The sequence below is a fragment of the Flavobacterium sp. EDS genome (genome assembly GCF_020991525.1).
GTDB lineage: Bacteria > Bacteroidota > Bacteroidia > Flavobacteriales > Flavobacteriaceae > Flavobacterium.
In genome coordinates this window covers 35,632-62,077 of the sequence record NZ_JAJMOZ010000008.1, presented here as the reverse complement: position 1 = coordinate 62,077, position 26,446 = coordinate 35,632, and the positions used below count along the sequence as shown (strand labels likewise).

The window sequence follows — 26,446 nt, the reverse complement described above, 5'->3', positions numbered from 1 at the left end:
CCAAATGAACAAAATACCACAAACAGTACAACAAAAAGTAGGACAATTTTTTTTTCCTGCAGTTTTTATAAACGATACCGAAGAAAACATTCAGGAAACCGAACGTTTAATTCGAGAATATAATATTGGCGGACTTACTTTTTTTCATAGTCGTGCAAGTGCAGCCACAAATTACGAAGGCAATAAAAAAATTGTATTCAATGATGATAGTTACAAACAGTTAAAAGAGCGTATCGAACGATTCCAGAAATGTGCGACAACTCCGCTTTTAATTAGTATCGATGCGGAATGGGGATTAGCAATGCGTGTTGAAAAAACGCCACAATATCCTTATGCAATTACACTAGGTGCTTTACCAGAAAGTGAATCACATTTGGTTTACGAAGTAGGGAAACAAATAGGTTTGGATTTAAAATCGGCTGGAATTCAATATAATCTTTCGCCATTGGCGGATATTAATAATAATCCTAACAATCCAGTTATTGGTTACCGTTCTTTTGGAGAGAATAAAGAAAAGGTAGCGCATTTTGCATTAGAATATTTAAGAGGAATGTCGGATGTAGGTGTTTTAGGTTGTTTGAAACATTTTCCGGGACACGGAAATACCAATGTCGATTCGCATTTAGGATTACCCGTTTTAAAAGAAACTCTGGAAGAATTACTAGAAAACGAATTATACCCATTTATAAAAGGTATCGAAGATAATGTCGATTCGATTATGATTGGTCACCTAGCAGTTCCAGCTTTAAATTCAGGAAAAGATACTTCAGCTACCTTATCAAAATCAATTATTCAAACTTTGTTGCGTGAGCAATTAGGTTATGATGGTTTAGTTATTTCGGATGCCTTAAATATGCATAGCGTATCTAAACTGTATGATGTAAAAGGGCAATTAGAATGGGAAGCTTTTAATGCAGGAAATGATGTATTGTGTTTTGCAGAAAATGTACCAGAAGGAATTCAGGCGATTATAGAAAAGGCATCGCCAGCACGTATAGAAGAGAGCTTTAATAGAATATGGAAATGTAAAGAAAAAGCAGGAATTCTTAATCAAGCAGCAATAAGTTCAGGAGTTTTAGACTTTGAAAGAACTGCGCTATTAAATGATAAAATTGCTCAAAAGAGTATCACCAAACTAATTGATAACTCCAATTCTGAAATTGTTTTTGAGGCACATAAAAATAATACACTTGTAAAATTAAGTTTGTATAAAACAGAAGATAATGATTTCTTCAAAGCACTAAATACACAATTAGCAAGTCCAGAGTTTGCAATTAAAGCTGGAGATACTACTGTTATTACTACAGTCGAAAAGGATTTGGATCCCTTTGATACAATCATCATTTCTTTGTTTGTGCCAAAAGCAAAGCCACTTAATAATTTCGATATCGAAGAGTCGGTTTTAGAGCTATTAGGTAAATTATTAAAGTCAAAAAAATGTATCCTGTATGTTTTTGGTAATCCATATGTTTTACCAATTATTCCAAATGCGAAACATGCTTTAGGGCTTGTAGAGGTGTATCAGGATTTTGTAGAATTTCAAAAAAATGCAGCAATTCAAATTATTGAAAATAAAAACTGTGTCGGAGAATTACCTGTAAATATTGACTTACAATAAGTTACGGGTTTTAAAAAGTTTTGTATAGGTAAAGGTTATTGATCGATAAATTTTTATAATCACATCCTATTGCTTCTAGGTTGATTTATGCACTATTTTTGCACCAAATAAATAATTAACTTAAAAAGCGAAAGATATGTCTTTAGTAGGAAAAAAATTCCCAAGTATTGCAGTAGATGCCATCTCAGAAATGGGAGATAATTTGAAAATCAATATTTTTGAAGAAGCAGTAAACAATAACAAAAAAGTACTTTTGTTTTGGTATCCAAAAGATTTTACTTTTGTATGTCCAACAGAATTACATGCTTTTCAAGCTGCATTACCAGAATTTGAAAAAAGAAATACAATTGTAATAGGAGCTTCATGTGATACAAACGAAGTACACTTTGCTTGGTTAAACACTCCAAAAAACAATGGTGGAATCGAAGGTGTAACTTACCCAATCTTAGCTGATACAAACCGTAACTTATCTAACATTTTAGGAATTTTAGATATTGATTCTACAGAGTACAGCGAAGAAACAGATTCAGTTATCATCGAAGGTTCTAATGTAACTTTCAGAGCTACTTACCTAATTGATGAAACTGGAAAAATTTTCCACGAAAGTGTAAACGATATGCCATTAGGACGTAACGTAAACGAATACTTACGTATGGTTGATGCTTACACACATATCCAAGAAAAAGGAGAAGTTTGTCCTGCAAACTGGGAAGCTGGAAAAGAAGCAATGAGCGCAGACAGATTAAGTACAGCTGAGTACTTAAGCGCAAACTAATTTAAAATAAAGGTACAAAGGTTCAAAGGTGTAGAGCAACAAAGTTTTGTTGCGTCTAATTACAAAATTTTTAAAAATTTGTCACTTTGAACCTTTACTACTTTACTACTTAAAAAATAAAAAAGTTACAAGGTAAACAAATGCAGAGTTTCAAAACTTTGTCCCTTTGAGCCTTTGCTACTTTGAACCTTAAAAAATAAAAGTTACAAGGCAAACAAATGCAGAGTTTCAAAACTTTGTCACTTTGAGCCTTTGCGACTTAGAACCTTTAAAAAACAAAAGATATGTTAATCGAATTAAATGAAGATACTTTAGCAGATTTAGTTGCTAAAAATGAGAAAGTTGTCGTGCAATATTCAGCTTCATGGTGTGGAAATTGTCGTATAATGAAGCCGAAATTCAAAAAACTTGCGACAGAAAAAGAAGATTTGACTTTTGTTTTAGTTGATGCTGAAAATTCACCAGAATCAAGAAAATTAGCAAATGTTACTAATTTACCAACATTTGCCACTTTCGTAAATGGTAAACTGGTTAATGAGACACAAACTAATAAACAAGAAGTTTTAATCGAGTTAGTAAACGAAATTGCTTAAATAAGATGGGTTAGACTGGCTTATACTTTTAGACCTCTGATAAAGTTGTCTAAAATTTTCAAGAAAGTCTAAAAGGTCTAAGAATGTCTAAAAATCTAAGAAGTCTAAAATATGAAATTACCAGTAATAAAACAATTAACGCAGTTTATAGAAGAAAATGATCAGGATTACATCATTGAAACTATTGAGGTTTTGGAAGCAATGACCGAAATTCCATCTTTAAAAGATGAAGAATTAGATGTAATTGGTGAATTAATTTCTAATATGTACGGTGCATTAGAAGTGCATAAAATGGTAGTTCAGGGAACTGATAAAAAAGAAGCTTTAAATACGTTTATGAAACGTGTTTTGGGGTCAATCGATAAATAGTTGATTTAGCTTAAATAGTTAGAAAAACAATGGTTATCTAAAAACGCATTCTTTACGGGGTGCGTTTTTTTTATGGATATAACTAAGCTTTGGGCGAGCCACCATTAAAAAAAGGGGCAAATCATGCAAATCTACATACGCCCCTTTCCTTAAGGCTGTCGGGCTGTTTGCGCTACTTCGGTAGCCAGCGTCCATCCCTCTCGCAGGGGAGAAAGAGGATAGAAGAGAGAGAATAGAGTATAGGCTACATCTAGAATTGAGGATATACGGTTAAATAAAATTAGTAATGATATTGTAACTGTAGAGGCGCACCGCAGTGCGTCTCCACAATCATAATCTACAAAGCTTCAGTACAACCTTTGTCAAAGTTCAAAACCAAGGCTGTAAGGAACTTTAGTTTTACACAAAATAATCCCAAACTTGTCATTTCGAGGGACGAGACTCGAGCGAAAGCGAACAGACGAAGTAAATCTCCGCAAGAAACTAACTTTCGGTTTTTTTCTTAAATTATCGAGCTACTAGTGAAGATTTCTCGTCCCTCGAAATGACAAAAATGTGCACACCAACTTTAAACTTGAGTTTTTATCGTAGTTCCTTTCACGCTTGGTTCAAAACTTTGAGGAAGGTATCTTCACGCAAAGAGAAAAAACTTTGAAAAAAATGTCCCTTTGTATAGACAAACTCACGATAGGAAACAATCCTTAAACCGATAACAAATTCTTTTAGATTCAAATTTTAATCATTACTTTTGAACCTCACAAAAAAAACGAACATCATGGCTTCAATAACATTAGGAGGAAATCCAATTCATACTTCAGGCGAATTACCAAAAGTTGGTTCGCAACTAGCTGATTTTAAATTAGTACAAAACGACCTTTCGGTTGCTACATTGAGCAATTTTGCAGGAAAAAAATTGGTTTTAAATATATTCCCAAGTATCGATACTGGAACTTGCGCAACCTCAGTTAGAAAATTTAACGAAAATGCAAGTAATCTTGAGAATACTACAGTATTATGTATTTCTAGAGATTTACCTTTTGCTCAAAAACGTTTTTGTGGTGCTGAAGGATTAGAAAATGTAGTTAATTTATCAGATTTCCAAGCAGGAGCTTTTGGAAAAGCAAATGGATTAGAAATTGTTGACGGACCATTAACAGGATTGCACTCAAGAGTAATTATTGTTGTTGATGAAAATGGTAAAGTTACCCATACAGAACAGGTTGCTGAAATTGCAAACGAACCGAATTACGAAGCAGCACTTGCTGCGCTATAAATTCTAGCAATGGAGTTTCAAAAGGATAATACTTTTTTAAAAGGAAGATTAAAAAGCGTTACTTATGCTTACAAAGGTGCTATAAAGTTAATAAGCACTGAGCATAGCGTAATGGTACAATTTTCGTTAGGAGTTATAATGACTATTGCAGGTTTTTATTTCCAAATAACAAGTACCGAATGGCTTTTTCAAATTTTAGCAATAGGATTAGTATTAAGTGTGGAAGGATTAAATACGGCTGTAGAAAAAGTAGCCGATTTTATTCATCCAAATTATCATGAAAGAATTGGTTTTATCAAAGATATTGCTGCGGGCGCAGTATTTTTTGCTGCAATGACCGCAATAGCAATCGGATTAACAATATATATACCATATATTAAAAATATATAAGCGATTAGCACCCAAAATAAGAATGGCAAAAACAACAAAAAAAGAAACGGTAGACAATAAAAATAAATCAAAATCAGGGGCAATTACGTCTTGGAAAATGACCAAGCAACATAATATTGTTTTGGGATGCCTTTTGGTATTATTTTCAGTTGCATTATTAGTTGCTTTTATTTCCTTTTATATCTATGGACAAACAGATCAGAGTGCTTTATCGGCGCTTACAGATCGAAGCGAACCTGTGCAAAATTGGCTCGGTAAATTTGGAGCTTATCTAGCAGATTTATTGGTTTATCAAGGATTTGGTTTAGCGGCGTTTATATTTGTTCGTCTGTTTTTCTTAACAGGAATGTTTTTGATATTGGAGCTTTCAACAAAAAAGCTAAAGAATATCTGGTTTTGGGATCTATTTGTGATAATAATAATATCGGTATTGTTTGGCTTTTTTGCCACATCGGCTCCTGAATTGGGAGGGACGATAGGGTATGAGTTAAATTTGTTTTTACAAGACTATATTGGTAAAACAGGAACTTTATTGAGCTTGCTTTTTGGATTGATTATTTATTTGATTTTTAAAATGAAAATATCTCCAGACAAGATTCAGTCATTCTTTGATAATACAAAAAGAGAAATTCGCTCTGATTTGAATGCAACATCTTCTTTAAATAAAGAGAAAGGCGCTTATAATTTAGAAGAGTTTGCGATTAAAGAAAATGAGGAATTAGATGATATTCATTTAAAAACACCAGATTCACAATTCGAAATTAATAAAGAGGCACTTAAGCCAACTATTGCTCATTCATCCGAAATTAATTTGGATCCGGCTTTAAAGCCAATAAAAATGGATATTGCTCCTGCATCAAAAGAAATTGTGTCACACACAGAGTCTTTTGTAATAGAGCAAGCTCCAGAAGAAGATATAATCGAAGAAAATTTGGCTTCGCGACTTGTTGCCGATTTTGGATTGTTTGATCCTACTTTAGATTTGTCTAATTATAAGTTTCCTACAATCGACTTATTAAAAGAATATTCTACTGGTGGAATTACAATTAATCAGGAGGAATTAGAAGAGAATAAAAATAAAATTGTAGATACACTTCGAAATTATAAAATCGAAATTGCACAAATTAAAGCTACGGTAGGACCATCGGTTACACTGTATGAGATTGTGCCAGAAGCTGGTATTCGTATTTCGAAAATTAAAAGTCTTGAAGATGATATTGCTTTGTCATTATCAGCATTAGGAATTCGTATTATTGCGCCAATTCCAGGAAAAGGAACTATTGGTATTGAGGTTCCAAATAAGAACCCAACAATGGTTTCGATGAAAAGTGTTATTGGATCAGCGAAGTTTCAAGAAGCTGAAATGGAATTGCCAATTGCTTTGGGTAAAACAATTTCGAATGAAACATTTGTTGTCGATTTAGCAAAAATGCCTCACTTATTGATGGCAGGAGCTACGGGACAAGGAAAGTCGGTAGGATTAAATGCTGTTTTAACTTCTTTATTGTACAAGAAACATCCAGCCGAAGTGAAATTCGTTTTGGTGGATCCTAAAAAAGTAGAGTTAACATTATTTAATAAAATAGAAAGACATTATCTGGCTAAGCTTCCAGATATTGACGATGCTATTATTACTGATAATGCAAAAGTTGTAAATACATTAAATTCGCTTTGTGTTGAAATGGACAACCGTTATTCTTTATTAAAAGATGCGATGGTTCGAAATATCAAAGAATACAATGATAAATTTAAAGGAAGAAAATTAAATCCAGAAGCAGGTCACCGATTTTTACCTTATATTATTTTGGTGGTCGATGAGTTTGCCGATTTAATTATGACTGCAGGAAAAGAAGTTGAGGTTCCTATTGCTCGTTTGGCGCAACTAGCGCGTGCAATTGGTATACATTTAATTATAGCAACTCAAAGACCTTCGGTAAACGTGATTACGGGTTTAATAAAAGCGAATTTCCCTGCGAGAATCGCCTTTAGGGTTACTTCAAAAATAGATTCACGTACTATTTTGGACACGCAAGGAGCGGATCAATTAATTGGACGTGGAGATTTATTGTATTCAAACGGTAATGATGTTATCCGTGTACAATGTGCATTTGTTGATACACCAGAAGTAGAAAAAATTACTGATTTTATAGGTTCGCAAAAAGCATATGCAACAGCTTATTTGCTTCCAGAGGTTGTTGGTGAAGAAAGTGGCATTAATCTTGATGTGGATATTTCTGAAAGAGATACTTTATTTAGAGAAGCTGCGGAGATAATTGTTAATGCGCAACAAGGTTCGGCTTCGTTATTACAAAGAAAATTAAAACTAGGCTACAACCGTGCTGGTCGATTGATAGATCAATTAGAAGCAGCGGGGATTGTTGGTCCTTTTGAAGGTAGTAAGGCTAGAAGTGTAAATATTTTAGATTTAAGTTCTCTTGATCAATTTTTTAACAATGAACAAAATTAATTAAATCATGAAATCAACAATTCTAAACTTCAAAAAAAACAATGTAAATAATCTGACTAAAAAGGTTTTTCAAATTGTTTTTTTATTCCTTGTTACTTTTTCTGCTCAGGCTCAAGATAAAAAAGCCAAAGAATTATTGGATCAAGTTACAGCAAAGGTAAAAAGCTATGATAATATTGTAATTGATTTTAAATACAGTCTGAATAATAGTAAAGAGAATATTAATCAGGATAGTAAAGGAAATGTTACCATAAAAGGAAATCAGTTTGTATTAAATTTTATGGGAGTTACGAAGATTTTTGATGGTCAAAAAACATACACAATCGTTCCAGAAGATGAAGAAATTACTATTTCTAAAGTCAATGAGAAAGATGATAATGCGATTACGCCTTCAAAAATGTTGACTTTCTTTAACTCGGGTTATAAATATACAATGGATATTGTTCAGAATGTAAAAGGAAGAAAAATCCAGTACATTAAATTAATTCCAACAAGTGCTAAGGATCAGCGCAAAGAAATCCTTTTAGGGATTGATGTGCAAACAAAGCATATTTATAATTTAATCGAAATGGGAAAGAACGGAACAAAAACTACATTAACCGTTAATTCTTTTAAAACCAATCAGCCATTATCAAAAAATCAGTTTACCTTTGTGCAAAGTAAATATCCAAATTACTATATCAATAAACTAGATTAATTACGGGTTGAAAATATTAGACAAATACTTATTAAAGACTTTCCTTCTTACATTTGCTACGGTATTTGTAATTCTATTTTTTATATTCATTCTTCAAACCGTTTGGCTCTTTATAGCTGAATTGGCGGGTAAAGATTTGGATTTAATTTTAGTTATTAAATTCTTATTGTTTTCGATGCCTCGAATTGTTCCGTTGGTATTGCCATTATCTGTTTTATTGGCTTCGATTATGACTTTTGGGAATTTAGCCGAAAACTATGAATTTGCAGCAATGAAAGCATCAGGGATTTCGCTACAGCGAGCCATGAGAGGTTTGTTTGTATTCATATGTTTTTTGAGTATAGTAGCGTTTCTTTTTGCAAACAATGTTATTCCTTACGCTGAATATAAGTTTATAAACTTCAGGAAAAGTATTGCGCAAGCTAAGCCTGCAATGGCAATTGCTGAAGGGCAATTTAGTGATGTGGGCTTTTATAATATTAAGGTAAATAAAAAATCAGGTACAAACGGAAATCATCTTACAGGGGTTACTATTCACGAAAAGGCAAATAATAGCGGTGAAAATAAAACGGTTATTAAATCTAAAACTGGTGAATTAATAAGTAATGATAAATCTAGTATTCTTCAGTTGGTACTTAATGATGGGTATTATTACCAAGATGTAACACCAAAGAAATACGAAGATAGAAGCAAGATGCCTTTCATAAAAGGAGCATTTAAAAAACAAATTATTAACATAGATTTGTCTGAACTAAACAAAGTAGAGGATAATCAAGATGTTGGTAATACAAACGGAATGCTAAATGCTAGCGAATTACGTTATACTTTGGATTCATTGACTAAAAATCTAAATACTGAAATTCTTTCTTTTTCAGAAAACATAAATCAAAAAGTAGGAATTGCAAAAGGACTACCAGCTGTTAAGCTTGATAAAAAGAAAAAGCCATTGCCAAATGATCTTTTATCACTTTATAATAATGAAAAAAAGGTAGAAATACTTAAAGTAGCAAATAGTAATCTTACAAGTACAATGTATTCTATTGATGCTACAAAAAATGAATTAAAAGAAAAACAGCGAAATATTAATCGACACCTGATGGCGCTTTACGAGAAATACGTAATTGCTTTCGCTTGTTTTTTAATGTTTTTTATTGGCGCACCACTTGGCGCAATTATTAGAAAAGGTGGACTTGGATTGCCAATAGTTTTTGCAGTTTTAATATTCATTACATTCCACTTTATCAATACCTTCGGAAAAAGAATTTCACAAGAAGACGGGATGACTCCTTTTATGGGGGCATGGATGTCTACTTTTATACTTGCGCCATTAGCTATTTTATTAACGTATCGCGCTACAAACGATATTGGGTTAATAAGCATGGATGCTATTTTGACGCCATTAAATAAGTTATTTAAAAAATTCTCTGAGAAGTTTATTCCTTCTCAAAACAAAACCTAACTATGTCAACAAATAAAATACAACTTAATACTATTGAAGAGGCTATTGAAGCTATTCGTCAAGGTGAAGTAATTATTGTAGTAGATGATGAAGATCGTGAAAATGAAGGTGATTTTCTTGCTGCAGCAGAAAAAGTAACTCCTGAAATGATTAATTTCATGGCAACACATGGACGTGGATTAATTTGTGCGCCATTAACAGAAAGTCGTTGTAAGGAGTTGGATTTAAAACCGATGGTTACTAATAATACCGATCATATGGAAACTGCTTTTACAGTTTCTATTGATTTAAAAGGAAATGGAGTTACTACTGGGATTTCTGCTTCTGATAGGTCACAAACTGTATTGGCATTGACAGATCCAAATACAAAACCTCATGAGTTAGCAAGGCCAGGTCATATTTTCCCATTGGTAGCAAAACAAGGTGGAGTATTAAGAAGAACAGGGCATACAGAAGCGGCTATAGATTTTGCAAGATTAGCTGGATTTAAACCAGCAGGTGTAATTTGTGAGATTTTAAATGAAGATGGAACAATGTCTCGTTTGCCACAACTTGTAGAAGTTGCAAAGAGATTTAACTTGAAGTTGGTTTCTATTGAAGATTTGGTTGCTTATAGAATGCAACATGATAGCTTAATTGTTAAGAAAGAAGATTTTGACATAGAGACTCGTTTCGGGACTTTCCGTTTAAGAGCGTATGAGCAAACTACCAATAAACAAATTCATATTGCATTAACAAAAGGGAATTGGAGTTTAGGAGAATCAATCCTTACAAGAATTAATTCTTCACAGGTAAATAATGATTTATTAGGTACATTGACTAATAATCCTGAGCAACAATTAGATGATATGTTTAAGGTGATTAATGAGAACGGAAAAGGAGCAGTGTTGTTTATTAATCAGGATATGCAAGCTGTAAATTTATTGAGCCGTATCACAGAGCTTAAAATGTTGCAAGCTCAAGGAGTGATGAAAGCGCCAAAAGTGATTATCGATAGTAAAGATTATGGTATCGGAGCACAAATTTTACATGATATTGATATTTCTAAAATCCGATTAGTATCTAATACAGAACAAACAAAACGTGTTGGTATGATAGGTTACGGACTTGAAATAACAGAATACGTTAGCTACTAAGTAATATGGGAATATTTGAAGAAAGAGTTATAAAGTCTGAAACGCGTATTTTTAAAGCAGTTTTTCCGAGTACAACGAATCATTATGATACTTTATTTGGAGGAACAGCACTTCATCTTATGGACGAAGTTGCATTTATATGTGCTACCAGATTTAGCCGAAAGAAAGTAGTGACGATATCTACAGGGCAAATTGATTTTAAAAAAGCAATTCCTGCAGGAACATTAATCGAATTAGTGGCTAAAGTTATTAGTGTAGGAAGAACAAGTTGTAAAATTCATGTTGATATTTTTATGGAGCAAATGTATTCAGAACTTCGTGAAACGGTAGTTTCAGGGACTTTTTCGTTTGTTGCAGTTGACGAAAACAAGAAGCCAGTGGCGATTTTGGATAATCCAGAATAATAAAAATGATTTTTTTGTTCTCGTAAATACTGATAATTAGATACTTGAAAAACGAGTAAATAATAATGAAAAAAAAGCCTTAAAAAAGTTTTTATAATCGAAAAAGCGTCCTATATTTGCACTCGCAATCAGATAACGAAAGCGACATACTGGAGAAATGGCAGAGCGGTCGAATGCGGCAGTCTTGAAAACTGTTGACTGTCACAGGTCCGGGGGTTCGAATCCCTCTTTCTCCGCCAGTATTTAAACCCGAAACGTAAGTTTCGGGTTTCTTTTTTTATAGCATTATTTTATTTTCAAATTGGTTGAAAAAAAGTTTTTATAATTCAAAAAAGCATCTTATATTTGCACTCGCAATCAGATAACGAAAGCGACATACTGGAGAAATGGCAGAGCGGTCGAATGCGGCAGTCTTGAAAACTGTTGACTGTAACAGGTCCGGGGGTTCGAATCCCTCTTTCTCCGCAGAAAGCACCTCATTGAGGTGCTTTTTACATTTAAGTACTTTCCTAACTTTAAAAAATCACTTGCGAGTTAATTTTTACTGATTTTTTATTCGCATTTTTCATATTTATTATTTTTTACATTCAAGCATAAAGCAAGATATTTGCAAGGGTATATAAAACATACAAAATGTATTTTACAGATCATACTCTGTTTTTTAGGAGTATTTTGTTACCTTTAACTCTTATAGATTATTTTAATTTTGAAACTATGGCACACACAAATAGCAACCAGAAAATACACCAAGGCAGAAATATAAAACGTTTCAGAGAAATGCTAGGAATAAAGCAAGAGGTACTTGCGTATGAACTTGGCGACGACTGGAACCAAAAGAAAATATCTCTACTAGAACAAAAGGAAGCTATAGAAACCAATATATTGAGAGAAGTAGCTCAAATTCTTAAAATACCTGTTGAAGCTATTGAGAATTTTGATGAGGAACAAGCTGTGAATGTTATAGCTAGTACGTTTCATGACAATGCAGTTGGTGTAATAGTTAATAATCATAATCCTATTGAGAAAATAATCGAACTTCACGAAGAGAAAATCGCCCTTTACGAGCGTATGCTTAAAGAAAAAGATGATATGATGTTGAGATTAGAAAAATTGTTTGAGAGAAAATAAAGATATTGACAAGGGTAGTGGTTCGATTCCGTTCAATTAAGACTCTAGTGCGATAAAATTATTAAAAGGTATACCAGATAAAAAGATTGACACTTTAATGGTTTATTCTATAGGATAGACTCGAAAGAAATGCTTTTGATATTTATTATAAGCTACTTTAAACTTATTAAGCGCCCTTAACATGAGTGTACATGTTGAATACATTGGGTTTGTATTCAATGGTTCAAAACAAGCCTAATTCTATATTTAAAATGATTACTGATGTTTTAAGTAATGTTGCAGAAATGGAAAGAACATCTTTACTGGAAAGATAAAAACTATTCCATTAGAAAATTTGTATCGATCACAAATTTACTGAATAATAAATAGTCAAAAAGAAAAAGTATTAAGTTAGGATAAAAAGTTATTACAACTAATAAGATATTTAATCAAATTGCAAAAGTTTACATGGAAAAAATCATATTCGGAAAACAGCCATATCTTGTTTATCAGCATTATGATGTATGACATCCTCATTTACATGTGATAACAAATAATATTCAAAGAGACGGAAAAAGGATTGATATCCATTTATTAGGGATTAGAAAATCAGAACCAGCAAGAAAAGAAATTGAAGAAACATTTAGTCTTGTAAAAGCAGAATGGAGAAATACAAAAGAACATTTTTCTTTAGATCCCGTTGTTATTGGTAGAATTCAGTACGGAAAGACAGAGTCGAAGAAAGCAATCAATGATGTTTTAAACGAGGTTTTATTTGCGTACAAATATTCAAGTCTTCCAGAACTCAATGCCGTTTTAAACCAGTATAATGTTAATGCCGAAAGAGGAAGCGAAGAATCCAGAGTTTTTAAAAACAACGGATTGCTTTACAAAATACTTGATGAAAATTCCAAACCAGTTGGAGTGTCAATCAAGGCAAGTGATTTTTACAGTAAGCTGACTTTGAAATTTCTGGAAGAAAGATTTTAAGTAAATGATGTAAAAAAAGAATCATATAAAAGTCATGTAAAAAATGCTATAAGAATAGCTTTCCAATATGGAAAGATTAAATCTCCTGAGAAATTAGCTCAAAAACTTGAAAGTGAGGGTATTCATTTGGTATTAAGAAAAAGTAAAGATGAACAGCTTTATGGAATTACCTATGTAGATCATAAAACTCAGTGTGTTTTTAATGGAAGTGTACTGGGAAAAGAGTTTAGTGCAAAAGGAATTTTGGAACGTTGCAAGCTAAACATCTCTCATTAAGAGAAACATTATCAGAAATCAAATATATTCTTTTCAGAAAACATTCAAAATTTAGAATCAAATCATTCAAAAATCAATCCAGTTGATAATTTACTGCGTGCCGAAAACACAAACGATTATATACCAAAGCAATTTAAACAAAAGAGGAAACGAAGAATAAGAAGAGGGATTTAAAAAGAATTATAACCAACTAAATAAATATATTATTCCAAAACTTTGTCTTAACTCTTGTTGGTTCATCTAATTTAGATCTATTCAGGTTTTATATAGGTTCTTTTAATAAAATAATCTAATTTTAGCATCTTGACTGATACTTAAATCTAATCCTAAATGAAGTTCAACGAAGATTCTCGTGTAAAAATTCCTGCCTTATTACATTTGATGCGCTTGGGGTATCAATACATACCTCTTAACAAGCAAAATAGGATTGAAGAAAACAATATTTTCCCTTCGATTTTCGTACCAAAAATTGCGGCATTAAATGAGGTTTCAGAACAAGAAGCCCAACGATTATTAGAAGAAATCAACCTAGAATTAGATTATGAAGATTTAGGGAAGAAGTTTTATGAGCGTTTAACAGCCACTTCGGGGATTAAACTTATCGATTTTGAAAAATTTGATAATAATGATTTTCATATCACGACCGAACTAACTTGTAAAGCAGGTGATGAAGAATTTCGCCCCGATATTACCGTTTTAATCAATGGGATGCCTTTGGCATTTATTGAGGTAAAAAAACCCCACAACAAGGAAGGAGTAATTGCAGAAAGAACCCGTATCAATACTCGATTTAAGAATAAGCATTTTAGACGTTTTGCTAATATCACGCAGTTGTTGGTCTTCTCAAATAATATGGAATACGAAGACGGAATAGTAGAACCAATTTTTGGAGCATTCTATGCCACACCGGCTTACGACCATGTTCATTTCAATTATTTTAGGGAAGATGCCGAATATCCGGTTATGCAAAAGTTAAAAGAAATTGACGGAAAAACGGAAAATGATCTATTAAAAGACAACAATCTGATTGTTATCAAAAATAGTCCCGAATATATTACCAATAAACAAGAGAATACGCCAACCAACCGTATTTTAACTTCTTTGTTTAGCAAAGAGCGCTTACGCTTCATTTTACAATTTAGCATTGCGTATGTAGAAGAAGAAGATCAGGGTAAAATAGTCCGTCAAAAACACATCATGCGATATCCTCAGCTATTTGCCACACAGGCGATAGCTACAAAATTAGAAGCTGGTCAAAACAAAGGAATTATTTGGCATACGCAAGGATCAGGAAAAACAGCTTTGGCTTACTATAACGTAAAACATTTAACAGCTTACTACGCCAAAAAGCAAATCATTCCCAAATTCTATTTTATCGTCGATCGCTTAGATTTACTGATCCAAGCATCTTCGGAATTCGCTAACAGAGGTTTAAAAGTAAAACAGGTCAACTCCAAACAAGATTTTATTGCAGACCTAAAAGTCGTGGGAGCTATTCATAATGACAGCGGGGTTCCTGAAATTACGGTGGTTAATATTCAGAAATTTTCGGAAGATGCTGTTGCCATCACCAATATCAATTATGATATCAATGTTCAGCGGGTATACTTCTTAGATGAAGCGCATAGAAGTTACAATCCGAAAGGTAATTATTTGGCCAATCTTATTAATTCTGATCGGTCAGCGGTAATCATAGCTTTAACAGGTACTCCTTTGTTGAGGGAAATAGCTAAAGACTACGATTCAAAAATGTTGTTTGGTAATTATTTTCATAAATATTACTACAATATGTCGATTGCAGATGGTTATACCCTTCGCTTAATTCGTGAACAGATTGAAGGCAACTTCAAGATGGAAATGAAAGAAGTAATGAATCAAATTAAAGTATTGCAAGGCGATATTACTACTCGTCAGATATACGCACATTCACGATTTGCGAAACCTTTATTGAAATATATTACCAACGATCTTATCAAATTTAGAAGAGATCAACAAGATACTTCTTTGGGTGGCTTGGTGGTTTGTGACTCTGCGGACCAGGCCAAAGAATTGTTCGATTTGTTTCAGGAGAAATACGGTATGCAGGAAACTGACGCCAGTGTTTTAATGGCTGCAGAACCACCCACTAAATATGGAAATCATGACAGACCAGTTTTAACAGCTGCGTTAATTTTACACGACGAAAATGATAAAACCATTCGGAAAGAATTAATCAACGCTTATAAAAAATCCAAAGTAGATATTCTTTTCGTTTACAATATGTTGTTAACGGGTTTTGACGCCAAGAGATTAAAAAAATTATACTTGGCTCGAGTTATTCAAGACCACAACTTGTTACAAACACTTACTCGTGTCAATCGTCCGTATAAAAAATACCAATACGGTTATGTAGTAGATTTTGCCGATATCTCTAAAGCCTTTGACCGCACCAACAAATTGTACTTTGACGAGCTGCAAGAGCAATTGGGTGATGAAATGGAGATGTACTCGTACTTGTTTAAATCCGAAGAAGAAATTCAACAAGAAATTCAGGAGATCAAAGAAACCATGTTTCATTATGATACCCAAAATCGGGAGTTGTTCTCACAACAAATTGCCCAATTAACCGATAAAAACGAGTTATTACGCTTGATAAAAGCCTTGCGTACTGCTAAAGAATTGAAAAATATTATTGCGGTAAACGGCTATGAAGCCTTAGATGGAATTGCCGATTTTGACATTTGGAACCGTTTGTTAATTGAAGCACAAAGCCGTTTAGATAATCTGAATTTTGTAGAAAGTATTGGAAATGAAGAAACAAATCAAAATTTATTAAACACTGCTTTAGAGGACATTATTTTCCAATTCATCAAAGTGGATGAGAGCGAATTGGTATTAGCTGATGAGTTTAAAAATATTTTACGCAAAACAAGAGAATCTTTACAAACCAATTTTGACCAAATTGATCCACAATTCGTAAATTTGCGCGAAGAATTAGAACGCATCTTCAAAAAGAAAAACTTAAGCGAAGTTTCGCAAATAGATATGGTTGAAAATATGCATTTATTGCAAAAAATCTACGATCGTGCCAAAGAACTCAACCGCAAAAACGCATTACTGAAAGCCAAATATGAAAATGACGAAAAATATACTCGTATTCACAAAAGATTAAGCGAACGAGGAACTCTCAATGCTAAAGAGATGCAGTTGCACAATGCGCTGATGCAAGTAAAGCAACAAGTTGATCTGAAGCTGGAAGGACAGGAAGATTTGACGAAAAATGAAGCTTTTTTTAAACGCTATTTACTCCAATTAGTAGTGCAGGAATTTAAGAAAAATCAAAACATTCCGTTGGATTTTCCAACAACTGAAAACATAAATAATTTAATTGTAAATGAGTATTTACAACAATATCAATACAGATAAAAGAAAATGACGCAGGATATTAACTTCATGACAAAAACCAAGGCACTTATTGATAACTTAAAAAGTGTTTGTGCTAACTATGGTTTAGGGAATGATGGAAACGAGTTTAAAATCATTACCCAAGTATTTTTATATAAATTCTTAAACGATAAGTTCCGCTATGCTGTAAAGCAAGAAAAGCCTTCTTTGGGTAAAGCTGATAATTTTTCTAAAGCCTTACGAGATTTAAAAGAGGAAGATTATCAATTTTTATTGGCATCATTAGATCCAAACATTCCACGTTTACAGCCCGAACATTTAATTTCGCATTTGTTCTTAAAACAAAATGATAGTGATTTTGCCAAAACCTTTGATGATACCTTACGACAGATTTCGATAGAAAATGCTGAAGTGTTTTCGGTAAAATCATTTTCAGGAGCCAAAGATACTTTGTTTGATGAACTTACACAGTTTATTTCTGACAGCTCCCAGCGCGATGCTTTTGCCAAAGCCTTAATTAATAAATTATTTGAGTTTAGCTTTGAAGAAATGTTCGAGCAGAAATACGATTTCTTTGCTACAATTTTCGAATATTTAATTAAAGATTACAACAGCGATTCGGGCGGAAAATATGCCGAATATTACACTCCTCACGCTGTAGCACGTATTATGGCACAAATTATGGTTCCTAAACCGGTAAAAGGAGTAAAAGTATACGATCCTAGTGCAGGATCTGGTACTTTGCTGATGAGTATTGCCCATCAAATAGGCGAAGAAAACTGTACGATCTATTCTGAAGATATCTCGCAAAAGTCGAGTAATATGTTGCGTTTAAATTTAGTATTAAATAACCTAACCCATTCTATCCCAAATATCATTAAAACCAATACCATCGCTCATCCTTCGTATCTAGATACCAAGTTTGATTATATTGTATCAAATCCACCTTTTAAATTAGATTTCTCCGACTTTTACGCTGACTTAGATAAAGACGCTTTCAAAAAAAGATTTTTCGCTGGAATTCCTAAAATCCCCATTAAGGATAAGGATAAAATGTCAATTTATTTATTGTTCATCCAACATATTATACACAGTTTGAGTGATACAGGAAAAGCAGCAATTGTTTTGCCTACTGGTTTTATAACGGCTCAATCAGGTATTGAAAAGAAAATTCGCGAACGACTTATCACTAATGGATGGTTGCGTGGTGTAGTGAGTATGCCCTCTAATATATTTGCCAGCACAGGTACCAACGTTTCTGTTTTATTTTTAGACAAACAAGCCGATACGCAACATATTATCTTGATGGATGCCTCTAAACTGGGAGAAACCATAAAAGAAGGTAAAAACCAACGCACCGTATTGACCCCTGTAGAAGAAAACCTGATAATTGAAACCTTTAACAGCAAAAAGGCCGTTCAAGATATGTCAGTTGTTGTGACCAAAGAACAAATCATGGATAAAAACTGCTCTTTCTCAGCCGGACAGTATTTTGAAGTAAAAATTGAATACACTGATATTACTCACGAAGAATTTGCTACTAAAATGAAAACCTTTGAAACTAATCTTAGTAAGTTTTTTAATGTAAATAGATCGTTGGAATTAGAAATTCAGAATAATTTGAGAGGATTGAAGTATGAGTAATTGGAAACAAGTTTCAGATTTTGTGAGTTTTACAACAAAAGGGATAACCCCAAAATATGTTAAAAATAGCTCTATTATCGTTCTAAATCAAAAATGCATTCGGAATAATAGAATTGATTATTCATTTTCACAATATACAGATGATACCAAACAAATTGCTGATTCTAAGTTTGTTCAAAGAGGAGATATTCTTGTAAATTCTACTGGGACAGGAACAGCGGGAAGATGTGCTTTTGTAAAAGAACTCCCCGAAAATCACCTCTTAATTACGGATTCACATATTCTAATTTTAAGATGCCATTCATATTACGAAGCACAATGCTTATCTTATTTGCTTTTTTCCTTTGAAAAAACTTTAATGTCTTTTATGACTGGTAGTTCAGGGCAATCAGAATTAGACAAAGTGGTTTTATTAAACATCAAGATAAAATTACCAAACGATTCTAATAAACAAAAAAAAATCGCAAGAGTCCTTTCTGATTTAGATACCAAAATAGAACTCAACAGCAAAATCAATGCTGAGTTGGAAGCCATGACAAAAACGCTGTATAACTACTGGTTTGTGCAGTTTGATTTTCCAGATGCCAATGGAAAACCTTATAAAACTTCAGGAGGTAAAATGGTTTGGAATGCGGAGTTGAAAAGAGAAATTCCAGAAGGTTGGGAAAGTGGTTATTTGAATGACTTGTATAATTTTCAATACGGTTCAGGAAATACGAATCCTGATGATGGTGGGGAATATCCTATATATGGTAGTAATGGTGTTATAGGAGGATATGGTGAATATAATAATGAAGACGCTCCCGTTATAGGTCATATTGGAAATAATTGTGGTTCTTTGGTATATGCCTACGGTAAACACTATGTTACGTATAATGGTGTAATGTGTAAAATTAAAAAGCCTTTTGATAAATTTTTCGGGTATTGCACACTTTTAAGTAAAGATCTAAAAACAAAAAGAAGAGGAAGTTCCCAACCTTTTATATCTTATGATTTACTAAATGATATTGACATTGTTATTCCAGACGCAAGGATTATGAAAATGTTTTGTGATTTAATCGTACCAAGTTATGAAAATGTGATATCAAAAATAAAAGAAAACCAAGAACTCGCTTCACTTCGTGATTGGTTGCTGGCCATGTTAATGAACGGACAGATAACGGTGACTGATGTAGAGGAAAAGTTAGATATGGTTGCGGAGAATAATGTAGAATATAAAAAGAATTAAGAATGAGATTAGCGGCGGTATATATTCCTGAGAATTCTTTAGCTCATATTTTTGGAGAGAATCATATAGGACAAACTTTAAATTTGGGAGGTGAATATTTTTACACTTTTACTGAAATCTCAGAAGAAATTAATATTGAAAGTAAAATAAAAAATGAATTATTCATTCCAAATTTTCACAATAAAGATATATCGTTAATCAGTACAATAGTTGGTCAAAATGGCGCAGGGAAATCAACATTAATTAGAGCCTTAAATCATTCTATTGATCCATCTGGTAAAAAAGTTGTTTATATTTTTGAAAATGAACAAAATGGAAAAATTCAGATTTATAATGACACAAAAAAAGTTTTGGTTGGTTCTGATGATATAGAATTTGAAATAGTAGATACGAAACCTTTTGAACCACTCTATTATTCGCCAACTTTAGATTATGATTTAATTGATTCGAGATCGCCTATTGCTTTAATAAATTATTTAGATGAAAACTTAGAAAAATATTTTTTAGATTCAATTTCTCGCAATGTTTCTTTTCTACATGATGAAATTATAGCTACAATTAAGAAAGTATACAAAGACTTTCCTAGTTATGATAATATTATGATTAAGTCCAAAAAGCATAGGAAATCGCATTTTAGAGTTCCATATTTAGAAGCTAATTTTGCTACTCCCCATAGAGGAGATGCATTGAAAAACGAGCTGAGTGGCGAAATCATGAGACTTGAAAATGAAGACTATGGTAAAGAAACTTATACAAAACAGGAACTTATTGAATTTTATAAAAAAAATATAAGATTCTTAGAAACGGAGAGTTTTACAGAACAGTTTAACAAACTTTGGGAAATTCCGGATTATAAGTTTTTTGACGATTCAGGTTATGATTATATACATAGTGCCACTAATTTCCTAAATAATACTGAAATTAATATTTTGAGCTATTTACTCTTGGGGGCTGTTTTTCATCAAACAGGTCTTGGTGGAGGTGTGGATTTTTCAAACATAAGTAATACATCCAATTTCAAAGAGAGACTAGACTTTTTTTTAGAAATGTATTTAGTTAATGAAGAAAAAGTATTAACTCAAAGTATTAAAAAGGAAATAGGCATTGATGTTAATAATGTTGAAGAAATTATTAAATTAATTCAAAAAGATAATTGGGTAAAGGTGCAGGGCGTTGAAGTAGATCCAATAAAAAAAAGAATGATTTCTCATGTACAAAGTTTTGAAGATATTTATAGATTTTATTGTCAACTCATAGAATTTTGTAAAAATGAAAATGTAGTTTTTGATCAAGCAGGTTTAGTATTTGATATAAAAAGCAATGAAACTAAATTGCTTTTTGATAAATTAATAATTGATTACAAATACGTTTTAAAATCTTTTCCAAAATCTCCTGTTACAATTTCTATACTTGATTTTATTCCTAATAAAAAACTTTCTACAGGAGAAAAAGCTATTTTGGATTTTTATTCTTCAATTTATAATTATATCGATATTTGCAAGGAAAGTAAGCATCAAAACTATAAATACTACTTGTTGCTATTAGACGAGCCAGATTTAGGATTTCATCCTCTCTGGAAAAAAAAGTTTATTGAGGCAATTTCATCGACGTTGCCTATTTTATTTTCAAAAATGACTCCTCAAATATATGATAATGTTCAAAAAGATTATATAACAGTTAGAGAAAATCCGATTATCCAAATTCTTTTCACCACACATGATCCACTTACTCTTTCAGATATTCCAAACAATTCGGTAGTATATTTGAAAAAAGAGCAAGAGCATTCCAGAATACTTGAAAATAATGATCCTCAAAGGCCTCAGAAAACTTTTGGCGCCAATATCACTAATCTTTTAGCAGATTCTTTTTTTGTGGAAGATGGTTTAATAGGTGAGTTTGCAAAAAATAAAATCGAGGAAATAATTAATTGGATTAATCAGAATAAAACTCAAAAACAGATTGACAAAGCACAATTAGCATATTATAAATCAGTAATTGAATTGATTGATGAGAAAATAGTCAGGTTAAAGCTAGCCGAAATGTTGTCTGAAATAGAAGGAAATAATGACTTTCAAAAAGCTATATTCGATAATGAGATCGAGTTTTTGATGAAACAAAGAAAAAAACTGAACTAAGATTTGCCATGCATTATATAGATATTACTCAACAAAAAATAATTGATGCAAGAGATTTGCATTATAAGTATATGAGGTATGTAATAAAGAAGAAATTGAATGGGAAATTTTTCAATGAGCCTAAACCTAATTCTTCAATTAAATCTATTCATATTGTCTCAGGAATACATAGTGAAGTAAAAAGATTTTTGAATGTTGAAAAAAATTTAAAAAAGGTACTTCTAGGAACTCCCGAGGAATTGGATGCAATAAGATCTAGGTTTACTACAAAAAAACAAATTGAATCTATAAAACGGTTATTTGATTATGAAATGTGGATTGATTATAACCCTGAAAGTACTTATTTTTTTTATAATGCTTATAATTTAGCACATAATTTAGATATCCCTACATGTCCATATTGCAATAGGATTTATACTAAAACGGTTGATAGCAATTCAAAAATTACAAGACCAACATTTGACCATTGGTTTCCAAAAAGTAAATATCCGCTCTTAGCAATATCCTTTTATAATTTGGTTCCAAGTTGTAATATTTGTAATAGTGGAAAGAGTTCTGATCCATTTGAATTGGACACTCATTTTCATCCATATCATAGACCATCTGATCGTGATAAACATTTATCATATTCCTTTAGCTTTGATAACAAAGATTATACTTCCTTTAAATTTAAAATAATCGGTGACAATGCTTTTTCCGACAAATCAATCAGCGCTTTTAGGCTGGAAGATATTTACAAAATGCATGAAGATGAAATCACTGACTTAAGACAATTAAGAGATAGCTATTCTGTTGATTATTTAAATATGGTTAAAACTAAGATTTTAGTAAACACCATTTCTGACGAAGAGATTTACCGTTTAGCATTTGGCACTCACATAAATGAAGATAAATTTGATCGCCGACCATTGAGTAAAATGAAAAAAGATATTTTAACAGAACTCGGGATAATTTAAAAAAAAATTATAAATATGAATAACCATTAAATATGATTTTAAATAATTTAGAACAATTTAAAAAATTTTATCTTGAAATTGTATTAATAAATTTAACAAGTTATAAACCTCATTTTAATGAAGATAATTTCGACATTAACATGCAGGAATTAATAAAAAAATTTCAAGATTCTTATGGCATAAATCCTTTAGAGGTTGGTGAACCTGAAAAAATTTCCTTGCTATTAAAAGAAAATAAAGAACCATTTAATGAATATTCAAAGAGAAAAGGTACAAATATTCCTAGAGCCATTTTAAGTACGCATTATGTTAATTTCTTAAAATATAGAACTAAAAATGAGTTTAGCAATTTGCAAAATCTAGTTGACAATTTACATGAGGCTTTTGGGAAATTTTGCAGAACTTTTCAAGAAAAAAGAATAAGTTTTAACGGAAATAGTAAGGTAGCTTCAAATAAATTGATTTATGGAGATGTTCGAAATGATTATTGGACAATTAATAAGGGTAGTGAGAAAGAAATTCAGTATCATATTTATAAAGATAAAAATTTTGTAGGTTATGGATTAGGTTTTAATGCTCAAAAATCTATGAATAATCTAGACCCAATTAAAAATGTATCAAAATTTATAGGTGCATTTCTTAGTAATAGGTCATTACTTAAGGATATACTCTTTGATTATGATTTTTTAGGTAAGGAAATAGAAGATCTAATTAATATTAATGAAGGAGATTTTATATTATATGGGAAGAGATTTAAAATTGATTCATCAGATTCATTTTTTAAATTAGAAGATCTTGCTTTTTTGAGGATATATTATGATTTAAGATATAAACAATATGTTGCGTATAAGAAAATATTTGAGGATTCTACTAAAACATTGAAACCAATATCAGATTTGTTAAAAACAGAAAAAATGAAATCACTTTTAGAATACAAAAAACAAATTATTTTGCAAGGACCTCCAGGAACTGGGAAAACACGTGAGGCTAAATTTATTGCTGCGGAAATGTTAGGAATAGATGATGTTGATGATTTAAAAGAGTTTAGCCAATTTAAACTCATCCAATTTCATCCTAGTTATACTTATGAAGACTTTGTAAGAGGCATTGTTGCAGAATCTAAAGGTGATAAAATTGAGTATAAAAATGTAAATAAAACGCTCGGACTGTTTGCCGAAGAAGCTTTAAGAAACTATAAAGCGAGTACTAATACTTCGACAGAATCAAATATTGAATTTTGGATAGACTCAAATTTTGAAGATTTTAAATATGAGATCGAAAAGGAAATAGAGGAAAACGAAATAATACTTTCAGGCGATATTACTTTGTTTAAAGTTGAGAGTGATAACTTTAGATATGGAAGGAATTGGGATAATCCTTCACGTATAAATTTTACCGATTTTAAGAATTTGGTTAAAGCCATTATTGAAGACAAATTTAAATTTTCTAATCAACAAATACCTAGGGAATTTTCAGTACATGCTCATTATCGCTATACCTATTATAATGCACTGTTGAAAATATTTTTTGAAAAATACAATTATCAAGGGGAATCTTATTCAGAACCTTCTAAAAACTACGTTCTCATCATTGATGAAATCAATCGTGCCAATTTGTCTTCAGTGTTAGGAGAATTAATCTATGCCCTAGAATACCGTGGAAAAGCGGTTGAAAGTATGTATAATGTAGATGGAAATGAGTTAATCCTACCGCCAAACCTTTACATCATAGGTACCATGAACACCGCCGATCGTTCTGTTGGGCATATTGATTATGCAATTAGAAGACGTTTTGCGTTCGTGAATGTTCATCCAAAAAATCTTAAAGTAACACAAGGATTAGAAGGTTTTGATGACATACTTTTTAATAATGTTGCTGATTTATTTGAAACCAATTTATCTCACGAATTTGAAAAGAAAGATGTTCAGTTAGGGCATTCTTATTTTATCGATAAATTAAAAGATATAGATGGTGCTCCAATGTCTATTAGATTAGAATACGAGATTAAACCTATTTTGCTTGAATATGTAAAAGATGGTGTCTTAATTGGTGAAGATATCAAACAAAAAATTGAAGCTTTAACACCATCAATCTAATGGGGTTCCGATTATCAGAACATAAAAGTCTTTTGATATGCGCAAGCAATGCGGAAGAATTGCCATTGGAAAACAATGAAACAATCAAAATAGATCCCACAAATTTTTCATTGTTTGAATCAGTTGTTTCTAAATCTTTCAATGCAAGTAGTCATTGTTTTTTATTTCAAAAAAAAGAATTTCAATTCGAACTAAAAGCCGATTATTGCATCGGTATCGACTGGTTAGGCAATACAGGAAGGTATGTTTATGTTGAGCCGAAATTGAATTCAAAAACCGTTCAATCGTTTATTCACGAAACCGATAAAGAGCCTGAGGAGTCCGATGCAAAAACAACGGATTTATTATTAAGCAATTCTACTTTCGAATTGGATTATTTGAAAATGTTGTTGCAAGTGATGTCAGTTACGGAAAGTAGTTTGAAGATTAAAGATTTGGTAAAAATAGATTGGAAAGCACGACCTATCGAAATAGCTCAAAAAGACGACAAACTAACTCCTTTTCTCGTAGTTCGTTTTCTGCAAATCCTAAAAGTAATTGTGCGCAAAGGTTTAAAGAAAAACTATTATAAAGTCCAAGAAAACCTAAGTAATCGGATAAAAGGAAAAATTGTGGTGAGTCAGCACATTAAAAAAAATGTGTTCAAAAATCGCTTTACTTCAACCTATTGTGAATATCAACAATTCGGGGAAGATCATGCTGAAAATCGCTTTTTAAAGAAAGTATTGCAGTTTGCCAGCAGTTATACCGAAAATCATAAAGATCTTTTCGGTAAAAATTACACGCAAATTCAACATACAATTAATTACTGTCGCCCGGCTTTTAATCTGATTTCTGATGAAGTAAACGATACTGAAATAAAGCATATTAAGCAAAATCCCTTTTACAAAGATTACACTGCAGCTTTGCAAGCAGGAAGTTATATACTAAAAAATTTCGCCTATAACATTACTCAAACCACTACTCAAAAAGTAGCAACACCTCCTTTTTGGATTGATATGCCACGTTTATTCGAACTGTATGTCTATAGCAAAATGATCGAGGATAATCCAAAAGATATAAAAGAAATTCACTATCAGTTTTCCACCTATGGTAATGCTTTGGATATCTTGGTGTCAAAACCAGATGCGCAAATGGTAATAGATGCTAAATACAAACTACATTACCAAAACGGTCATTTGCATGAAGATATTCGTCAAGTAGCCGGTTATGCTCGATTGAAGAAAGTTAGAAATCAATTAAATGTTGCTGATGATAAATATATCGATTGTTTGATTATCTATCCTGATATGGAAAATGGTATAGAAGATTTGTCATTGCAAACTATAAAAGACAAAAGCAGAGAAATAAAAGCTTATTACAAAGTTTATAAACTAGGTGTAAAGTTGCCTTGGGTCTAAAAGACCAAATAGGAAAAAATAAATCTAGAAAAAATTAAGCCAATTAAAT

Annotated in this window: 21 protein-coding genes and 2 tRNA genes; all 23 read left to right on the top strand. The window is 32.0% G+C overall.

Translation table 11 applies throughout. The features are described 5' to 3' along the window. The first annotated feature begins 4 nt into the window (after positions 1 to 4). The 23 genes from LPB87_RS12795 to LPB87_RS12690 all read left to right on the top strand — a co-directional run bounded on the left by LPB87_RS12795 (position 5) and on the right by LPB87_RS12690 (position 26,397). Positions 5 to 1,618 (top strand): glycoside hydrolase family 3 N-terminal domain-containing protein, encoded by a 1,614-nt coding sequence (locus LPB87_RS12795; RefSeq protein ID WP_230728144.1) that lies wholly within the window; start codon positions 5 to 7, stop codon positions 1,616 to 1,618. A gap of 136 nt (positions 1,619 to 1,754) precedes the next feature. Continuing rightward, the gene (locus LPB87_RS12790) at positions 1,755 to 2,393 is read left to right on the top strand and encodes a peroxiredoxin (protein WP_129539368.1); all 639 of its coding nucleotides are present in this window, start codon (positions 1,755 to 1,757) and stop codon (positions 2,391 to 2,393) included. Between the two features lie 284 nt (positions 2,394 to 2,677). Further along, positions 2,678 to 2,986 (top strand): thioredoxin family protein, encoded by a 309-nt coding sequence (locus LPB87_RS12785; RefSeq protein WP_129539367.1) that lies wholly within the window; start codon positions 2,678 to 2,680, stop codon positions 2,984 to 2,986. Positions 2,987 to 3,097: 111 nt separating this feature from the next. Continuing rightward, positions 3,098 to 3,355 carry a hypothetical protein gene (locus LPB87_RS12780; RefSeq protein ID WP_035621165.1) on the top strand — a complete coding sequence of 86 codons (258 nt, stop codon included), beginning with the start codon at positions 3,098 to 3,100 and terminating at the stop codon, positions 3,353 to 3,355. Between the two features lie 775 nt (positions 3,356 to 4,130). Next, complete coding sequence (tpx, locus tag LPB87_RS12775) at positions 4,131 to 4,628, top strand: thiol peroxidase (protein WP_230728143.1); 498 nt, start codon at positions 4,131 to 4,133, stop codon at positions 4,626 to 4,628. A gap of 9 nt (positions 4,629 to 4,637) precedes the next feature. Then, positions 4,638 to 5,018 (top strand): diacylglycerol kinase family protein, encoded by a 381-nt coding sequence (locus LPB87_RS12770; protein ID WP_230728142.1) that lies wholly within the window; start codon positions 4,638 to 4,640, stop codon positions 5,016 to 5,018. Positions 5,019 to 5,040: 22 nt separating this feature from the next. Then, a complete protein-coding gene (locus LPB87_RS12765; RefSeq protein ID WP_230728141.1) occupies positions 5,041 to 7,485 on the top strand; it encodes a DNA translocase FtsK in 2,445 nt (814 codons plus the stop codon). Positions 7,486 to 7,492: 7 nt separating this feature from the next. Then, positions 7,493 to 8,182 (top strand): outer membrane lipoprotein carrier protein LolA, encoded by a 690-nt coding sequence (locus LPB87_RS12760; RefSeq protein ID WP_230728140.1) that lies wholly within the window; start codon positions 7,493 to 7,495, stop codon positions 8,180 to 8,182. Between the two features lie 7 nt (positions 8,183 to 8,189). Next, entirely contained in the window at positions 8,190 to 9,641 is a 1,452-nt protein-coding gene (locus LPB87_RS12755) for an LptF/LptG family permease (RefSeq protein WP_230728139.1), read from the top strand. Positions 9,642 to 9,643: 2 nt separating this feature from the next. Continuing rightward, on the top strand, positions 9,644 to 10,777 hold the full coding sequence (gene ribB, locus LPB87_RS12750; protein WP_129539361.1) for a 3,4-dihydroxy-2-butanone-4-phosphate synthase: 1,134 nt from the start codon (positions 9,644 to 9,646) through the stop codon (positions 10,775 to 10,777). A gap of 5 nt (positions 10,778 to 10,782) precedes the next feature. Beyond that, positions 10,783 to 11,181 carry an acyl-CoA thioesterase gene (locus tag LPB87_RS12745; protein ID WP_129539360.1) on the top strand — a complete coding sequence of 133 codons (399 nt, stop codon included), beginning with the start codon at positions 10,783 to 10,785 and terminating at the stop codon, positions 11,179 to 11,181. Positions 11,182 to 11,332: 151 nt separating this feature from the next. Then, positions 11,333 to 11,420, top strand: a tRNA-Ser gene (locus LPB87_RS12740). Positions 11,421 to 11,561: 141 nt separating this feature from the next. Beyond that, positions 11,562 to 11,646, top strand: a tRNA-Ser gene (locus LPB87_RS12735). A gap of 249 nt (positions 11,647 to 11,895) precedes the next feature. After that, positions 11,896 to 12,309, top strand: a complete 414-nt coding sequence (locus LPB87_RS12730; RefSeq protein ID WP_230728138.1) for an XRE family transcriptional regulator — start codon at positions 11,896 to 11,898, stop codon at positions 12,307 to 12,309. Between the two features lie 191 nt (positions 12,310 to 12,500). Continuing rightward, complete coding sequence (locus tag LPB87_RS20755) at positions 12,501 to 12,623, top strand: hypothetical protein (RefSeq protein WP_255673228.1); 123 nt, start codon at positions 12,501 to 12,503, stop codon at positions 12,621 to 12,623. 208 nt (positions 12,624 to 12,831) lie between these two features. Next, positions 12,832 to 13,278, top strand: a complete 447-nt coding sequence (locus tag LPB87_RS12725; RefSeq protein ID WP_230728137.1) for a hypothetical protein — start codon at positions 12,832 to 12,834, stop codon at positions 13,276 to 13,278. Between the two features lie 606 nt (positions 13,279 to 13,884). Next, entirely contained in the window at positions 13,885 to 16,959 is a 3,075-nt protein-coding gene (locus LPB87_RS12720; protein WP_230728136.1) for a type I restriction endonuclease, read from the top strand. Positions 16,960 to 16,965: 6 nt separating this feature from the next. Continuing rightward, a complete protein-coding gene (locus LPB87_RS12715; RefSeq protein WP_230728135.1) occupies positions 16,966 to 18,582 on the top strand; it encodes a class I SAM-dependent DNA methyltransferase in 1,617 nt (538 codons plus the stop codon). Beyond that, complete coding sequence (locus tag LPB87_RS12710) at positions 18,575 to 19,810, top strand: restriction endonuclease subunit S (RefSeq protein WP_230728134.1); 1,236 nt, start codon at positions 18,575 to 18,577, stop codon at positions 19,808 to 19,810. Before LPB87_RS12715 ends, LPB87_RS12710 begins: the two co-directional genes overlap by 8 nt. Positions 19,811 to 19,812: 2 nt before the next feature. Then, positions 19,813 to 21,945 (top strand): AAA family ATPase, encoded by a 2,133-nt coding sequence (locus LPB87_RS12705; RefSeq protein ID WP_230728133.1) that lies wholly within the window; start codon positions 19,813 to 19,815, stop codon positions 21,943 to 21,945. 8 nt (positions 21,946 to 21,953) lie between these two features. Next, the gene (locus LPB87_RS12700; protein ID WP_230728132.1) at positions 21,954 to 22,901 is read left to right on the top strand and encodes a hypothetical protein; all 948 of its coding nucleotides are present in this window, start codon (positions 21,954 to 21,956) and stop codon (positions 22,899 to 22,901) included. 32 nt (positions 22,902 to 22,933) lie between these two features. Next, on the top strand, positions 22,934 to 24,997 hold the full coding sequence (locus tag LPB87_RS12695) for an AAA family ATPase (protein WP_230728131.1): 2,064 nt from the start codon (positions 22,934 to 22,936) through the stop codon (positions 24,995 to 24,997). Further along, positions 24,997 to 26,397: an McrC family protein gene (locus tag LPB87_RS12690; protein ID WP_230728130.1), complete on the top strand. Its 1,401-nt coding sequence runs from the start codon at positions 24,997 to 24,999 to the stop codon at positions 26,395 to 26,397. Before LPB87_RS12695 ends, LPB87_RS12690 begins: the two co-directional genes overlap by 1 nt. The last annotated feature ends 49 nt before the right edge of the window (positions 26,398 to 26,446 follow it).

What these genes read in the sequence shown, in the direction of transcription:
- LPB87_RS20755 (WP_255673228.1), top strand. Translation starts at nt 12,501, where the DNA reads ATGTTGAATACATTGGGTTTGTATTCAATGGTTCAAAACAAGCCTAAT.
- ribB (WP_129539361.1), top strand. Translation starts at nt 9,644, where the DNA reads ATGTCAACAAATAAAATACAACTTAATACTATTGAAGAGGCTATTGAA.
- LPB87_RS12790 (WP_129539368.1), top strand. Translation starts at nt 1,755, where the DNA reads ATGTCTTTAGTAGGAAAAAAATTCCCAAGTATTGCAGTAGATGCCATC.
- LPB87_RS12795 (WP_230728144.1), top strand. Translation starts at nt 5, where the DNA reads ATGAACAAAATACCACAAACAGTACAACAAAAAGTAGGACAATTTTTT.
- LPB87_RS12690 (WP_230728130.1), top strand. Translation starts at nt 24,997, where the DNA reads ATGGGGTTCCGATTATCAGAACATAAAAGTCTTTTGATATGCGCAAGC.
- tpx (WP_230728143.1), top strand. Translation starts at nt 4,131, where the DNA reads ATGGCTTCAATAACATTAGGAGGAAATCCAATTCATACTTCAGGCGAA.
- LPB87_RS12720 (WP_230728136.1), top strand. Translation starts at nt 13,885, where the DNA reads ATGAAGTTCAACGAAGATTCTCGTGTAAAAATTCCTGCCTTATTACAT.
- LPB87_RS12695 (WP_230728131.1), top strand. Translation starts at nt 22,934, where the DNA reads ATGATTTTAAATAATTTAGAACAATTTAAAAAATTTTATCTTGAAATT.
- LPB87_RS12760 (WP_230728140.1), top strand. Translation starts at nt 7,493, where the DNA reads ATGAAATCAACAATTCTAAACTTCAAAAAAAACAATGTAAATAATCTG.
- LPB87_RS12715 (WP_230728135.1), top strand. Translation starts at nt 16,966, where the DNA reads ATGACGCAGGATATTAACTTCATGACAAAAACCAAGGCACTTATTGAT.
- LPB87_RS12770 (WP_230728142.1), top strand. Translation starts at nt 4,638, where the DNA reads ATGGAGTTTCAAAAGGATAATACTTTTTTAAAAGGAAGATTAAAAAGC.
- LPB87_RS12730 (WP_230728138.1), top strand. Translation starts at nt 11,896, where the DNA reads ATGGCACACACAAATAGCAACCAGAAAATACACCAAGGCAGAAATATA.
- LPB87_RS12780 (WP_035621165.1), top strand. Translation starts at nt 3,098, where the DNA reads ATGAAATTACCAGTAATAAAACAATTAACGCAGTTTATAGAAGAAAAT.
- LPB87_RS12700 (WP_230728132.1), top strand. Translation starts at nt 21,954, where the DNA reads ATGCATTATATAGATATTACTCAACAAAAAATAATTGATGCAAGAGAT.
- LPB87_RS12745 (WP_129539360.1), top strand. Translation starts at nt 10,783, where the DNA reads ATGGGAATATTTGAAGAAAGAGTTATAAAGTCTGAAACGCGTATTTTT.
- LPB87_RS12705 (WP_230728133.1), top strand. Translation starts at nt 19,813, where the DNA reads ATGAGATTAGCGGCGGTATATATTCCTGAGAATTCTTTAGCTCATATT.
- LPB87_RS12710 (WP_230728134.1), top strand. Translation starts at nt 18,575, where the DNA reads ATGAGTAATTGGAAACAAGTTTCAGATTTTGTGAGTTTTACAACAAAA.
- LPB87_RS12785 (WP_129539367.1), top strand. Translation starts at nt 2,678, where the DNA reads ATGTTAATCGAATTAAATGAAGATACTTTAGCAGATTTAGTTGCTAAA.
- LPB87_RS12765 (WP_230728141.1), top strand. Translation starts at nt 5,041, where the DNA reads ATGGCAAAAACAACAAAAAAAGAAACGGTAGACAATAAAAATAAATCA.